The 14,746-nt window shown below is 68.5% G+C and carries 9 protein-coding genes; 4 read left to right on the top strand and 5 right to left on the bottom strand.

The features are described 5' to 3' along the window. Nucleotides 1-32 precede the first annotated feature (32 nt). From oxlT to MFF01_RS12000, 3 genes are all read right to left on the bottom strand, one after another. Nucleotides 33-1,307: an oxalate/formate MFS antiporter gene (gene oxlT / locus MFF01_RS12010; RefSeq protein ID WP_238225629.1), complete on the bottom strand. Its 1,275-nt coding sequence runs from the start codon at nucleotides 1,305-1,307 to the stop codon at nucleotides 33-35. 143 nt (nucleotides 1,308-1,450) lie between these two features. Then, nucleotides 1,451-2,323, bottom strand: a complete 873-nt coding sequence (locus tag MFF01_RS12005) for a class I SAM-dependent methyltransferase (RefSeq protein WP_238225627.1) — start codon at nucleotides 2,321-2,323, stop codon at nucleotides 1,451-1,453. A gap of 44 nt (nucleotides 2,324-2,367) precedes the next feature. Then, nucleotides 2,368-3,966: a gamma-glutamyltransferase family protein gene (locus MFF01_RS12000; protein WP_238225624.1), complete on the bottom strand. Its 1,599-nt coding sequence runs from the start codon at nucleotides 3,964-3,966 to the stop codon at nucleotides 2,368-2,370. Nucleotides 3,967-4,144: 178 nt separating this feature from the next. On the opposite strand from MFF01_RS12000, the gene MFF01_RS11995 reads away from it, so the two are divergent. The 4 genes from MFF01_RS11995 to hflX all read left to right on the top strand — a co-directional run bounded on the left by MFF01_RS11995 (nucleotide 4,145) and on the right by hflX (nucleotide 9,966). After that, the gene (locus tag MFF01_RS11995) at nucleotides 4,145-6,517 is read left to right on the top strand and encodes a sensor histidine kinase NtrY-like (protein WP_238225623.1); all 2,373 of its coding nucleotides are present in this window, start codon (nucleotides 4,145-4,147) and stop codon (nucleotides 6,515-6,517) included. Next, complete coding sequence (gene ntrX, locus MFF01_RS11990) at nucleotides 6,514-7,884, top strand: nitrogen assimilation response regulator NtrX (RefSeq protein ID WP_238225621.1); 1,371 nt, start codon at nucleotides 6,514-6,516, stop codon at nucleotides 7,882-7,884. The genes MFF01_RS11995 and ntrX overlap by 4 nt, the downstream gene beginning before the upstream one ends. Nucleotides 7,885-8,059: 175 nt before the next feature. Then, complete coding sequence (gene hfq / locus MFF01_RS11985) at nucleotides 8,060-8,320, top strand: RNA chaperone Hfq (protein WP_238225619.1); 261 nt, start codon at nucleotides 8,060-8,062, stop codon at nucleotides 8,318-8,320. Nucleotides 8,321-8,553: 233 nt separating this feature from the next. Beyond that, nucleotides 8,554-9,966, top strand: a complete 1,413-nt coding sequence (hflX, locus tag MFF01_RS11980; RefSeq protein ID WP_238225617.1) for a GTPase HflX — start codon at nucleotides 8,554-8,556, stop codon at nucleotides 9,964-9,966. Nucleotides 9,967-10,202: 236 nt separating this feature from the next. Here the strand turns inward: hflX and MFF01_RS11975 are convergent, their stop codons facing one another. Together MFF01_RS11975 and uvrA are read right to left on the bottom strand one after the other, a co-directional pair. Then, nucleotides 10,203-11,168, bottom strand: a complete 966-nt coding sequence (locus MFF01_RS11975) for a transporter family protein (protein ID WP_238225615.1) — start codon at nucleotides 11,166-11,168, stop codon at nucleotides 10,203-10,205. 577 nt (nucleotides 11,169-11,745) lie between these two features. Then, nucleotides 11,746-14,727, bottom strand: a complete 2,982-nt coding sequence (gene uvrA / locus MFF01_RS11970) for an excinuclease ABC subunit UvrA (RefSeq protein WP_238225613.1) — start codon at nucleotides 14,725-14,727, stop codon at nucleotides 11,746-11,748. Nucleotides 14,728-14,746: the final 19 nt, after the last annotated feature.

Below are 14,746 nucleotides of genomic sequence, written 5' to 3'. Positions count from 1 at the left end.
CCGTTTTGCTGCGCGTGGATGGGCGCGCCGCCTCAGGCCAGGGCGGGCTTGCCCAGGGGCGCCGGGGCGCCGCCGAGCCCGAGCCATTCCCGGCGCATGGGCCGCAGAACGAACCAGGCCAGCGCCGCCGTGAGAAGGTCGAGGCCGATGGCGATGCCGAAGACCGGGATCCACGAACCCTGCGCGGCGTAGATCATCGCCGCCACGGGGCCACCAAGTAACGAGCCGACGCCCTGCGCCATGTAGAGGAAGCCATAATTCGTCGTGGCGTGCTTCGTCCCGAAGGTGTCGGTCAGGAGCGACGGGAACAGGGAGAAGATCTCGCCCCAGGCGAAGAACACCACGCCCGACAGGAGGGCGAAGGCGTAGGCGTTCTCGCGGAATACCAGCATCAGCGCGATGGCGCCGGCCTCCGCCGCGAAGGCGATGGCCATGGTCTTCTCGCGGCCGATCCGGTCGGAGACCCAGCCGAAGAACGGGCGGGTCAGACCGTTGGTGATGCGGTCGAAGGTCAAGGCGAAGGGCAGGGCGGCGAAGCCGAACACCAGGGCGTCGGCGACGCCGAAGTCGCGGGCGAAGGAGGCGAACTGGGCCACCACCATGAGGCCGCCCGTCGACATCATCGTCATCATCACGAACATGAGCCAGAATAGGGGCGTGCGCAGCATCTCCTTCGGCGCCGTGTCGTGGACGCAGGTCGAGAGGTTGCGGGCCGGGGCCGGAAGAGCCTCACCAGGGCGGGGCGCGCGCAGGCCCAAGGCCGCCAGCACGCCGACGAGGCCGAGGATGATCCCGAAGGTGGTCAGGGTCTCACGGTAGCCCGACGCCGCCATCATGTTGGTGATCGGGAAGGTGGTGAGCAATGCGCCCATGCCGTAGCCGGCCGCCACGACGCCGACGGCGAAGCCCCGCCGGTCGGGAAACCACTTCACCATCAGGCCGACGATGCCCACGTAGACGATGCCGGTGCCCAACCCGCAGAACAGCCCGTAGGTGGCGTAGAGCCCCCACAGGGTGTCGACGCGGGCGGCGAGCACCCAGCCGAGGCCCGACAGGGCGGCGCCGAGCGCGATCATCACCTTCGGGCTGAACCGCTCGATGAGGTAGCCCTGCACCGGCGAGAAGAATGTCTGCAGCACGATGACGACGGTGAAAGTGACCTGGATGGCGGCAAGCGTCGCCCCCGTGGTCGCCATCAGGGGTTTGGTAAAGAGCGTCCACACGTATTGCGGACTCGAAATCGCCATCATGGCGAGAAGGCCGAGGCCGAGTTGGAGCCAGCGCTGTCGAGAGACGATCGTATCCATAATACACTCCTGAGCCGGAGTGCGTTAAGCACGGGCCGTGCCAGCCGGAGCACGACAACTCCACGACTGCTTCACGGGGGTCGTACTCATCCGGGACCGCAGCACGAATACGCTCAACCCTGCCCATCGAGCAGGCAGACGCCTCATCGGACAGCGGTGACGAGCCAGCAGGCGGCGGCAAGGCGCACGGCCCCGTCGCGCGCACGGGCCTCGAAATCGGCCTGGACCCGCGCGAAGGCTTGGTCGCGGATCTCGGGAGGCTGGTCGCGCACGAGGCGGGAGGCGGGTCCGAGGTCGAGGGAGAAGGCAGCCGCCGCCTCGGCCGCCGCGCGGGCCTCCCCCGAATCCGACCGTCCGAGCACCAGGACCTCGTCCACAGGCGTGAAGGCGATGTCGCGGAACCCCGCCACCGCGAGGATGCCGGAGAGCCGTTCGGGTTCGGCGAAGCGGAACGGGCCGGGGGCGTCGGGTGGGGTCGGCGCGGGCTCCGGCACCAGGGACCGGACGAGGTCGAGGGGATGGGCGATCCAGGCATTCTCGGCCAGCGTCCGCCAGCACAGGATCGCGAGACGGCCCCCGGGGCGAAGGGCGGCATGGAGGTTCGTGAACGCCGCGACGGACTCGTCGAAGAACATGATCCCGAACCGCGAGATCACCCGGTCGAAGGCGCCGCGCGCGAAGGCGTGGGTCTGCGCGTCCGCCTCGACGAGGGCGATGGCGCCGCCCCCGGCCGGCCGCGCCGCGACCCGTTCGGCCGTGGCCGCGAGAAGGGGCGCGGACACGTCGACGGCGGTCACGCGGCCGGACGGGCCGACGGCCTCGGCCGCCCGCAGGGTGGTGGCCCCGGCGCCACAGCCGATATCGAGCACGGTTTCACCGGGGTGGAGGTCGGCGCCCGCGAACAGGCGTTCGGTCAGGGGGGCAAAGACCCCGTCGAACGTCGCCTGATGGCTTGCCCAGCGCCGGCCCGCCTCGCCGTTCCAGTATTCGGCCTGGGTGAGGTCCGCTGCCGCCATGGGGGTCTCGATCTCTGCCGCGCGAAAGGGCGCCGGGCCGGTGTCTACAACCCTTCCGATCCCCCGTCCGAGCGCGGATCGTGCACGGCTTCGATGCGGCCGTTGCCGGGGTGGCGCACCAGCATGCCGGCATGTCCCAGGGAATCGATGTAGGCGCCGCCGAGTTCCTCCACCGCGTGCCCCATGGAGCGCAGAGCCGCGATGCAGGCCGGATCGAACCGGTCCTCGACCTTCACGGTGAGGGATTCCGCGCCCCAGGTCCGGCCGTAGAGGAGGCGCGGCGCATCGACGGCGGCGGCGGGGCTCATGCCGTAATCGGCGTACCGCGCAAAGATCTGAGCCTGGAACTGGGGCTGGCCATCGCCGCCCATGGACCCGTAGGCCATCACCCGGCCGTCGTCGAAGCAGGCCAGCGCCGGGATCAGGGTGTGGAACGGGCGCCGGCCGGGCTCGAGGGGGTTCACCGCCTTCGGATCGAGGGAGAACGACGTGCCACGGTTCTGCCAATGGATGCCGGTCTTCGGCAGCACGACGCCGGAGCCGTACTCCCAGTAGATCGACTGGATGTAGGAGACGGCCAGCCCGTCCCCGTCGATGGCCCCCATCCACACGGTATCGCCCTCGCCGGGATTGCGTAGGGGTAGGGTCGCGGCCCGTCTCATGTCGATGGCGGCGGCCTCGCCGTCGAGGCGGGCGGCGTCGAGGAAGCTCTGCGGATCGACGGTGAGACGGTCGAAATCCGTGACGATGCGGTCGCGGATCGCGAAGGCCCGCTTCGTCGCCTCGATGAGCCCGTGGTAGTGCGCCGTGGTCTCGGGCCGGTCGATCTTCAGGCGGTCGAAGATCCCGAGGATGAGCAGCGCAGCGATCCCCTGGGTCGGGGGCGGGAAGTTGTAGAGGGTGGCGTCGCGCCGGCGCAGGGTCAGGGGCTGTCGCTCGCGCGGGGCGTAGGCTTCGAGGTCGGCGCGGGTCACGGGCGAGCCGAGCCGGTCGAGGTCGGCGGCGATCTCGCGGCCGAGGTCGCCCCGGTAGAAGTCGTCGAGCCCCGCATGGGCGAGCTGCGCCAGGGTGTCGGCCAGCGCCGGCAGGCGCCGGATCGCCCCGGCGGCGAAGGGTTTTCCGTCATCGAGGAACGTCGCCGAAAAGTTCGGCTGATCGTGAAGGGTGTCGATTTCCTTCGGGACGTAGCGCGCCTCCGAGGGCGAGACCGCGACGCCGTCGCGGGCATGTCGGATCGCGTGGGCCAGAAGCGTCTCGAGGGGCAGGCGCCCGCCGAGCGCCTTGGCGAGATCAAGGGCGAGTGCCCAGCCGCCGATGGCGCCCGCCACGGTCAAGGCCGCGTCGGCCCCCCGCGACGGCAGCACGTCGTAGCCCTTTTCGCGGTAGCGCCGAATCGTGGCGAGGGACCCCGCCGGGCCGCAGGCCTCGATGCCGCGCACCCGGCCGCCGCGCTCGCGCACGAGCCAGAATCCATCGCCGCCGATGCCGTTCATGTGCGGGTAGACCACCGCGATGGTCGCCGCCATGGCCGCCATGGCCTCGATGGCGTTGCCGCCCTGGGCGAGGACATGCTGCCCGGCCTCAGCCGCGAGCCGATGGGGCGCGGCCACGGCGGCGTGCGCGAAGACGGGGGTGTCGGGCATGGGGATCTCTGATGGGATGAGCTGGAAATAATGTATTCTTAGAGGCGTCGATGGCCGTTGGATGCAAGCGCGATACCGCATCTCACAGCCTTGGCGTTTCTCCGACGGGCGGGGCAAACCACCTCTGTCGGCCCAATTCGTATTAATTTCGCCACACTGTTGTGGCGTTGCATCAGCCATGCCGTGGCTGCAGCGTTTCCGGACATCGGGGGTTTACGACGGGGTGTCCGGCACGGCCGGAACGCCAGGGGAAACAGGTGTCGAACCGGTTGCCCTCAGGCCGCCGCCGCGCGGGCCCGGCTGGGTCGGCGCCCTGGTGGTGGTCACCGCCCTCGTCTCGGCCATCGCCACCTTCCTCATCCTCGCCGGCGTGCTCAAGGTCACGCCCACACCCACCGTGGGCCTGACGCTGCTGGGCATCAACGTCGTGCTGGTGCTCGGCCTCATCGTCATCATCGCCTGGGAGGCGCGCGTCTTCCTGCATGCCCGGCGCACCAACGCGGCGGTGGCACGGCTCCACACCCGGATCGTCGGCCTGTTCTCCCTCATCGCGATCCTGCCGACCGTGCTGCTGGCCGTGGTGGCGGCGGTGACCATCGACCGGGGCCTGTCGCTGGGCTTCACCGACCGGGTACGCGACGTGGTGCTGAAATCCGTCGAGGTGGCCGACGCCTATCAGGAGAACCAGTGCCAGTCGCTCGCCCGCGAGATCCGGATCCTCGCCGACGACCTGACGCGGGCGCGGCCGAACTTCGACGTCAACCGGCAATGGTTCGAAAGCTTCCTCACCACCCGGGCCACGGCGCTCGGCTTGCCCATCGCCGAGATCATGCGCGGCCCCGACACCGTGGTGGCGCGGGCCCAGATCGAGGTCCTGAAGGACCGGCGCCTGCCCTCGGCCGCCGCCTTCGACGACGCGGCGAAATCCAACGATCCTATCTGCCTCGTGCCGAGCGAGGGCCGCATCTTTGCCGCCCTCCTGCGGATGCCCGCCTATGACGGCGCCGTGCTCCTCGTGCAGCGCGAGGTGAGCCAGCTCGCCATCGAGTTCCCGGGCGTGTCGCGGGCGGCGGCGGCCGAGTACCTCACCTACGATTCCCTGAAGCGCTCGATCCAGATCAGCTTCGCCTCGGTGTTCGTGCTCATCGCCCTCATCGCCCTGCTGTCGGCGGTGTGGTTCGGGCTGAACTTCGCCAACCGCTTCGTGGCGCCCATCCGTCGCCTCATCAACGCCGCCGATCAGGTCGCGTCGGGCAACTTCTACGCCCAGGTTCCCGCCCACAAGAGCGACGGCGACCTCGCGCACCTGTCCGAGAGCTTCAACAAGATGACCCAGGAGCTCAGGCGCCAGCACGACGGGCTGACGGCGGCGAGCGACCTCATCGACCGGCGCCGCCGCTTCACCGAGGCCGTGCTCTCGGGTGTCTCGCCCGGGGTCATCGGCGTCGACGCGTCGGGCCGCGTCACCATCGCCAACCCTTCCGTGGAGCGCACCCTCGGCCTGACCGCGAACGCCATCGTCGGCCAGCCCCTGATCCAGGCGGTGCCGGAACTCGCCCCCCTGTTCCCCGAGGGCGGCGAGGGGCGCCAGCGCGCCCTGCAACAGCAGATCCAGCTCACCCGCGACGGGCGCGAGCGTACGGTGACGGTCCGCGTCACGAGCGAGCAGGCGCAGGGCGGTGCCCGCGGCTTCGTGGTGACGCTGGACGACATCACCGACCTCGTCTCGGCCCAGCGCACCTCGGCCTGGGCGGATGTGGCGCGCCGCATCGCCCACGAGATCAAGAATCCCCTGACGCCGATTCAGCTCTCGGCCGAGCGCATCCGGCGCAAATACGGAAAAGTGATCGTCGCGGACAAGGACGTGTTCGACCAGTGCACGGCGACGATCATCCGGCAGGTGGACGAGATCAAGCGCATGGTCGATGAATTCTCGTCGTTCGCGCGGATGCCGAAACCGGCCATCGCCCAGAACGATCTCAGCGAGATCACGCGGCAGAACCTGTTCATGATGCGCGTCGCCCATCCGGACATGGACTTCACCTTCACGGAGGCCGGAACGGACAAGGTGGTCGCCGCCTTCGACATCCGCCTGCTGTCGCAGGCCATCACCAACATCCTCAAGAACGCTGTCGAGGCGGTGCAGGCCGTGCCGGAAGCCGATCTCGGCAAGGGCAAGGTCGATGTCCGCCTCGTCCTGGAGGAGGGGTTCGCGGTCATCGAGGTCACGGACAACGGCAAGGGATTTCCCGCCGAGGGGCGCCAGCGCCTCCTCGAGCCCTATATGACCACCCGCGAGGGCGGCACCGGCCTCGGCCTCGCCATCGTTAGCAAGGTGCTCGAGGAGCACGGTGGCGGGATCGAACTGAACGACAACCCCGAGGGACGGGGCGGACGCGTGCGGATGCGGGTGCCGCAAGTTCCCCAGGACCATCAGGTCCCGCAGGATCGGCCCACGCCAGGGCCAACGACGCCGGAGGGCACACCCTCCGCGCAGGATGAGAAGGGCGCCGCGCGGACGGCCCCCCCAATCGCGGAGATGCAGTCATGAGCGCCGATATCCTGATCGTCGACGACGAGGCCGACATCCGCGACCTCGTCGCCGGCATCCTCGACGACGAGGGCCACCGGACCCGCACGGCCGGCGGCTCCGACGAGGCCCTGGTGGCCATCGAATCGCGCCGGCCCCACCTCGTCTTCCTCGACATCTGGCTGCAGGGCTCGCGCCTCGACGGGTTGCAGGTGCTCGACCAGATCAAGGCCGGCCACCCGGACCTGCCCGTGGTGATGATCTCGGGTCACGGCAACATCGAGACGGCGGTGGCGGCCATCAAGGCGGGCGCCTACGACTTCATCGAGAAACCGTTCAAGGCCGACCGACTCATCCTCGTGGCCGAGCGCGCCTTGGAGGCGTCGCGCCTCAAGCGCGAGGTGCGCGACCTCAAGACCCGCTCGGGGCAGGCGAGCCGCATCGTCGGTGCCTCGGTGGTGTGCAATCAGCTGCGCCAGACGGTGGAGCGCGTCGCCCCCACCAACGCCCGCGTGATGATCCTCGGCGCGCCGGGGTCGGGCAAGGAGCTGTCGGCCCGCACCCTGCACGCGACCTCGACCCGCGCCAGCGGCCCGTTCGTGGTGATCAACGCCGCCACCATCACGCCCGACACCATGGAGGCCGAGCTGTTCGGCGTCGAGGCGGGGGAGGGGCGGGCGCGCCGGGTCGGTGCCCTGGAGGAGGCCCATGGCGGCTCCCTCTACATCGACGAGGTGGCCGACATGCCGCGCGAGACCCAGAACCGCATCCTGCGGGTCCTGGTCGATCAGAACTTCCAACGGGTCGGCGGCACCACCCGGGTCCACGTCGATGTCCGCATCATCTCCTCCTCGTCCCGCGACCTCGCGGAGGAGATCGCGGCGGGCCGGTTCCGCGAGGACCTGTTCCACCGCCTCTCGGTGGTGCCGATCCGGGTGCCGTCCCTGTCGGAGCGCCGAGAGGACGTGCCGGAACTCATCGCGTTCTTCATGGAACAGATCTCGGCCGCCACGGGCCTGCCGCGCCGGCGCATCGCCGAGGACGCCATGGCGGTGCTGCAGTCGCACGACTGGCCGGGCAACGTGCGCCAGCTTCGCAACAACGTCGAACGCCTCATGATTCTCACCCATACGGACCCGGAGCAGGAGGTCACCTCCGAGATGCTCCCCACCGAGATCGGCGCCCTGGTGCCGACGACCCCCAACGGTTCGGGCGGCGAGAAGCTCATGAGTCTGGCGCTCCGCGAGGCCCGCGAGATCTTCGAGCGCGAATATCTCGTGGCGCAGATCGCCCGGTTCTCGGGCAACATCTCGCGCACGGCCGAGTTCATCGGCATGGAGCGCTCGGCCCTGCACCGGAAGCTGAAGTCCCTCGGCATCGGACCGTGACGATCGGTACGAACGACGTAGGGAGACGGACTTGCATCGTCACGCCGATGCACGTGTAATGGGATTTGCGTCTCCGGACCGGCCGACGACAAGTCGTACGCTCCATTTCAACGCACCACCGACTGATGAGAACCCGTCACTCGCGGCGGGCGGCAGTGTATCGAGGACAAGATCAATGGCGGGCGAACGCGCTCAGAACCTGCAGGACACGTTCCTGAACCATGTTCGAAAGAACAAGATCCCGCTGACCATCTTCCTCGTCAACGGCGTCAAGCTTCAGGGCGTGGTGACCTGGTTCGACAATTTCTGCGTGCTCCTGCGCCGGGACGGCCATTCCCAGCTCGTCTACAAGCACGCCATCTCGACGATCATGCCGGGCCATCCCGTGCAGCTGTTCGAGCCGGACGAGACCGCCCCGGAGAAGGCTGGCGCCTGAGTCACCTGGTTTCCCCTCTCCCCTCTGCGGGAGAGGGGAGCGACCTTTCCGGATATGGTCGCCCCCTCATCCGACCCGCGTCGCGGGCCAGCTTCTCCCGCAGAGGGGAGAAAGAACCGGCGCATGAGGCGACAAGGCCCCGATTTCCCGAATCGTCAGACCGCCTACTCTTGTCTGGCGTGTCTCCAAGCCCAATGTCCCATAACCACAGGACAGGGTCTGACACTCACGCAATGACGGAAACCATGACGCCCGGCGAAGCCCGGCTCCAGGCGATGGCGGCCCCCGAGGGCGACATCGCCGCCGCGACCCACACGCTCGTGGTCGGGCCGTATCTCGGGCGGGTGGCCCAGCGCAGCGTCGGCGGGGCTCACAGCGCCGAGGCCCTGCGCTCCAATGAGGCTCGCCTCGACGAGGCGTCCGGCCTCGCGGCCGCCATCGAACTCGACGTGGTCGAGGCCATCTTCGCCCCGGTGCAGCGCATCCGGCCCTCGACCTATCTCGGCAAGGGCCGGGTCGAGGAGCTCGCCGGCGTGATCAAGGCCCGCGAAATCGGCCTCGTGGTGATGGATTGCGCCCTCTCGCCCGTTCAGCAGCGCAACCTCGAGAAGGCGTTCGGCTGCAAGGTCATCGACCGCACCGGCCTCATCCTCGAGATCTTCGGGCGCCGCGCCTCCACCCGCGAGGGCACGCTTCAGGTCGAGCACGCCCACCTCGCCTACCAGCGCAGCCGCCTCGTACGGTCCTGGACCCACCTGGAACGTCAGCGCGGCGGCTTCGGCTTCCTCGGCGGCCCCGGCGAGACCCAGATCGAAGCCGACCGACGCATGATCCAGGAGCGGATGACCAAGATCGAGCGCGAGCTCGACGGCGTCACCCGCACGCGCGGCCTGCATCGTCAGGGCCGCGCCCGCGTGCCGTACCCCATCGTGGCCCTCGTGGGCTACACCAACGCCGGCAAGTCGACCCTGTTCAACGCCCTCACCAAGGCCCAGGTGATGGCCCAGGACATGCTGTTCGCCACCCTCGACCCGACGGCGCGGGCGACGAAGCTTCCGCACGGCGAGACGGTGATCCTGTCCGACACCGTGGGCTTCATCTCAGACCTGCCGACCACCCTCATCGCCGCCTTCCGGGCGACCCTCGAGGACGTGATCGAGGCCGACATCCTGCTCCACGTGCGCGACGTCTCCCACGGCGACAGCGAGGCCCAGGCCGAGGATGTCGGGACGGTGTTGCGTGAACTCGGCATTGAGACCTCCGCCACCCGCATCATCGAGGTCTGGAACAAGTCCGACCTCCTCGACGAGGGCGAGCGCACCCGCCTCCTCAACCTCAGCGCCCAGGGGCGCACGGACCGGGACAGCGACGCCCCGATCCTCGTCTCGGCCCTGACGGGCGAGGGCCTCGCGGCGCTCACCGGCCGGATCGAGGCCCGCATCGCCCGCCAGCGCTCGACCTTCGCCGTGGTGCTGCCGCCCGAGGACGGCGCCGCCCTGCACTGGCTCTACGAGAACGGTGAAGTTCTGGACCGCCGCGAAGAGGAGGGCGGCACCATGCACCTTGCCTTCCGCATCGCCCCCGAGAAGGAACCGCGCTTCCTCAATCGCTTCGCGGGCGCGCGCCGCCTCAACCGGGTGGTCTAGGCTCCGTTCGGTCCCGGGTTTCCGAAGGGCCGAGCCCTCGGCGGGTGTCCGGCGGAGCCCGACGATGTTTCCAGGGCCAGGCCTGGACCCTGCGGACGGCTTGCCATTCGAACCCGATTTATCGGGGGCCAACCCTGAACACGAAAAAGCCGCACCTCCCGAGGGAAGCGCGGCTTTTCGCGTCGCGAGGACCGCGAGCCCGAGGGCCCGCGGCGATCGGATCGGTGCTTGCCCGATCAGTACTTGCGAATGATCGGGGCCGGAGCGACGGCGGCGACGGCGGTGGGGGTGTACAGCGGAACGATCAGGCGGAACCAGCCTTCGACCGTGTCGGCGCGGCGCACGGAGTTGGCGACCGTGGTGGCGACGTAGGCCTGGGCGGTGACGGGTCCGAAGTCGTAGCCGATGAGACCACCGACCGAGAAGCTGCCACGGTTGCCGGCGGCGAGGCTGAACTGGCTGATGTCGAAGTTGTAGGTGCCGTAACCGATGGCGCCGATCTCGAACTTGCCGAACTTCTTGGTCGCGGTCAGATCGAGGTTGAGCGAGTCGGAGATGTTGAACGGACCACGGGTGCCGAAGAAGTTGTTACCACCGAAGGTCGCCGGCGAATCGTAGATGTTCGCGGTCAGGTTGGCGGTGAGGTTGTAGCCATCGCCGGTGTAGCTGGCGGCGACACCCATGCGGTAGGTGTTGGAGGCGAGCTGACCGAGGACGGGGGTACCGAGGAGCTGGCCGCCGTTGCTGACGAGGACGCCCTTACCGGCGTTGAGCTCGTTGAGGTAGACACCGCCGAGCAAGCTGACGCCGAAGTTGTTACCGAGATCGAAGGCCCAGATGCCGCCGACGAAGGTACCGACGTTGATCGACAGGTCACGGGCGCCGTTGACGCCGCTGTTCTTGCCGAAAGCGAACACGGTCGGGGGAGCGACGAGCAGCTCGACGCGGCCGCCCAGCGGGACGAACGGGGTCGACCAGACGAGCACCGGGATGTTGACGCCGACGTCGACGGAGCCGGGGCCGGTGTTCTCGTTGCTGCGGTAGACGAAGGTGTTGAGGGCGTAGATGCCCTCCGGCAGCGGGGCGCCGGTGGCGAGGCCGACCTGCTCGCCGGGAACCGTGGTCGTCTGGGCGAAGGCGGCGGTGGCGGACATGCCGACCGAAAGCGCCACCGCTCCGGCGGCGAGCCAGTTCTTCATCATGTTGTCAGTCCTTCCCAAGGATTTCAGGCGGGCGCCGCGTAGCCTTCCGCACCATTCTGCCGGTCCGCCGCTTTTTGAGCGGCGTGTTCCCGTTGGTTTGGAAGGCCCCCCTTGCGGCCCGAATTCGGTCTCAACGAGGGGAACTATTCTACAGCTCGCCTCGAAAGGACAGCGCGTTGCACTGAAACGGGGCAGTTCCAAACTGACCGTTGCGCAAAAGCCGCAACTTGGCCGCACTGCAACAGTGCGGCTTGTTAACCTTTGGGGCAGTGTTCCGGACGGCCGAAAGCGCGCATCCGGAAGGATATCGCTGACGATGCAGACATTTGAGCCGCCGTCGCGGATTGGGAGAAAGCGGAAAACGTGCCTTGGCGATTGCGCATGCGTTAACCTTTGGTTCGCCACGCCGCGAACCTGTCCCGCGATGCGGAAAAGCCGTTTCGACGCTTCGGCGCTCGACGGCGGGGCCCGAGGCCTCGGATCGAGTCCAATCGTCCCGCAAAAGACAGGGCCGGCGCCGAATCGCTCGGGCGGCAAACGACGTCGGTCCGGCCTTCGGGCGGGCCGGTGTCGTCGCCTAACGGGCGGCCTTGCGGCCCTTGGCGACGGGGGCGGGAGTCGGGTCGGCCGGGCGGCGGGCGAGGACGTCGCGCAGGAAGCGACCGGTGTGGCTCTTGCGCGACTGCGCGATCTGCTCCGGCGTCCCCTCGGCCACCACCAGGCCGCCGCCGTCGCCGCCCTCGGGGCCCATGTCGATCACCCAGTCGGCGGTCTTGATGACTTCGAGGTTGTGCTCGATCACCACCACGGTGTTGCCCTGGTCCACGAGTTCGTGGAGCACCTCCATGAGCTTGGCCACATCGTGGAAGTGCAGGCCCGTGGTCGGCTCGTCGAGGATGTAGAGGGTGCGGCCCGTCGCGCGCTTCGACAGCTCCTTCGACAGCTTCACCCGCTGAGCCTCGCCGCCCGACAGGGTGGTGGCCTGCTGGCCGACCTTGACGTAGCCCAGCCCGACGCGCGCGAGGGTCTCCATCTTCTCCCGGATGGTCGGCACCGCCTTGAACAGGTCGGCGGCCTCTTCCACGGTCATGTCGAGGACGTCGGCGATGGAGCGGTCGCGATACTTCACCTCCAGGGTTTCGCGGTCGTAGCGCCGCCCCTTGCACACGTCGCAGGTGACGTAGACGTCCGGCAGGAAGTGCATCTCGATCTTGATGACGCCGTCGCCCGAGCACGCCTCGCAGCGCCCGCCCTTCACGTTGAAGGAGAAGCGCCCGGCCTGGTAGCCCCGGGCCTTGGCCTCGGGCAGACCGGCAAACCAGTCGCGGATCGGCGTGAAGGCGCCCGTATAGGTCGCTGGATTCGAGCGCGGAGTGCGCCCGATGGGCGACTGGTCGATGTCGATGACCTTGTCGAGGTTCTCCAGCCCGTCGAGGCGCTCGAACGGAGCCGGATGTTCCAGGGCGCCGTTGAGGGATTTCGCCACCGACTTGTAGAGCGTGTCGATGATGAGGGTGGACTTGCCGCCCCCCGACACACCGGACACGCAGGTGAAGGTGCCGAGCGGAATCTCCACCGAGACGTTCTTCAGGTTGTTGCCGCGGGCCCCCACGAGGCTGAGCTTGCCCTTCTTGGGCTTCCTCCGGGCCGTGGGCACCCGCACGCTCATCTCGCCCGTGAGGTACTTCGCCGTGAGCGAGGCAGGGTTCTTCAGCACCTCCTCGGGCGTGCCCTGCGCGATGATCTGCCCGCCGTGGATGCCCGCCCCCGGGCCGACATCGACCACGTAATCCGCCTGCAGGATCGCATCCTCGTCGTGCTCGACGACGATCACCGAGTTGCCGAGATCGCGCAGGCGCTTGAGGGTGCCGAGCAGGCGCTCGTTGTCGCGCTGGTGCAGGCCGATGGAGGGCTCGTCGAGGACGTAGAGCACGCCCGTCAGGCCCGAGCCGATCTGCGAGGCGAGACGAATGCGCTGGCTCTCGCCGCCCGACAGCGAGCCCGAGCCGCGCGCCAGGGTGAGGTAGTCGAGGCCGACATCGACGAGGAAGGTCAGGCGGTCGCGGATCTCCTTCAGGATGCGGGCCGCGATCTCGTTCTGCTTGTCCGTGAGCTTCTCGGGGAGGGCCGAAAACCATGTGTGCGCATCGCGTACCGAAAGCGACGTGATCTCGCCGATGTCCTGCATGGCGATCTTCACGCAGAGCGCCTCGAGCTTCAGGCGCTTGCCCGCGCAGGTGGCGCAGGGCGTGGCGCTCATGAATCGGGCGATTTCCTCGCGCGATGCGTCGCTCTCCGTCTCCTTGTAGCGCCGCTCCAGGTTGGGGATCACGCCCTCGAACGGCTTGTTCACCTCGTAGGCGCGCATGCCGTCGTCGTAGGCGAAGCGGATCGATTCCCGGCCGGTGCCCTGGAGGATCACGCCGCGGGCCGTCTCCGGCAACTCGGCCCAGGGCACGGTGGTCTTGAACTTGTAGTGCCGGGCGAGCGCGTCGAGGGTCTGGCCGTAATACGGCGAGGTCGATTTCGCCCAGGGGCCGACGGCGCCGCGCTTGAGGCTGAGCTTCGCGTCGGAGATGACGAGCTCGGGGTCGATCCGCATCTCGTGGCCGATGCCGCCGCAGGTCGGGCAGGCGCCGAACGGATTGTTGAACGAGAACAGGCGCGGCTCGATCTCCGCGATGGTGAAGCCCGAGGCGGGGCAGGCGAAGCGCGACGAGAACGTGATCTTTTCGCGGGTCTCTTCGCCTTCAGCAGTATCGGCGAACTCGATGAGGGCGATGCCGTCGGCCAGCTCCAGGGCGGTCTCGAAGGAATCGGCGAGACGGGCGGCGATGTCGGGGCGCACGACGATGCGGTCCACCACCACGTCGATGTCGTGCTTCAGCTTCTTGTCGAGCACCGGCACGTCGTCGATGGCGTAGTACTCGCCGTCGATGCGCAGGCGCTGGAAGCCCTTCTTCTGGAACTCGGCGATCTCCTTGCGGTACTCGCCCTTGCGGCCGCGCACCACCGGGGCCAGCAGATAGAGCCGGCTCTTCTCGGGCAGCGCCAGCACCCGGTCGACCATCTGGCTCACCGTCTGGCTCTCGATGGGGAGCCCCGTGACCGGCGAGTACGGGATGCCGACCCGCGCCCACAGCAGGCGCATGTAGTCGTAGATCTCCGTGACGGTGCCGACCGTGGAGCGGGGGTTCTTCGAGGTGGTCTTCTGCTCGATGGAGATGGCCGGCGACAGCCCGTCGATCTGGTCGACGTCGGGCTTGCCCATCATTTCGAGGAACTGGCGCGCGTAAGCCGAGAGCGATTCGACGTAGCGGCGCTGGCCCTCGGCGTAGATGGTGTCGAAGGCCAGCGACGACTTGCCCGAGCCCGAGAGCCCGGTGAACACCACCAGCCGATCGCGCGGGATCGTCAGATCGACATTCTTGAGATTGTGCTCGCGTGCCCCCCGGACGGAGATGACGCGGGACTCGCGGGTGCCGTCGAACAGCTTCTCGATATCCGCTTCGATGGCTTCGGCGCGGGCTTGCCGGGCGGCGGCTTTGGCTTTGGCCATGGGGTCTCTTCGAAGTCGA

Origin of the sequence: Methylobacterium adhaesivum, from assembly GCF_022179065.1 — a bacterium.
GTDB classification, from domain to species: domain Bacteria; phylum Pseudomonadota; class Alphaproteobacteria; order Rhizobiales; family Beijerinckiaceae; genus Methylobacterium; species Methylobacterium adhaesivum.
The sequence above is the reverse complement of the archived record's forward strand: the minus strand, read 5'-3'. Positions and strand labels throughout refer to the sequence as shown.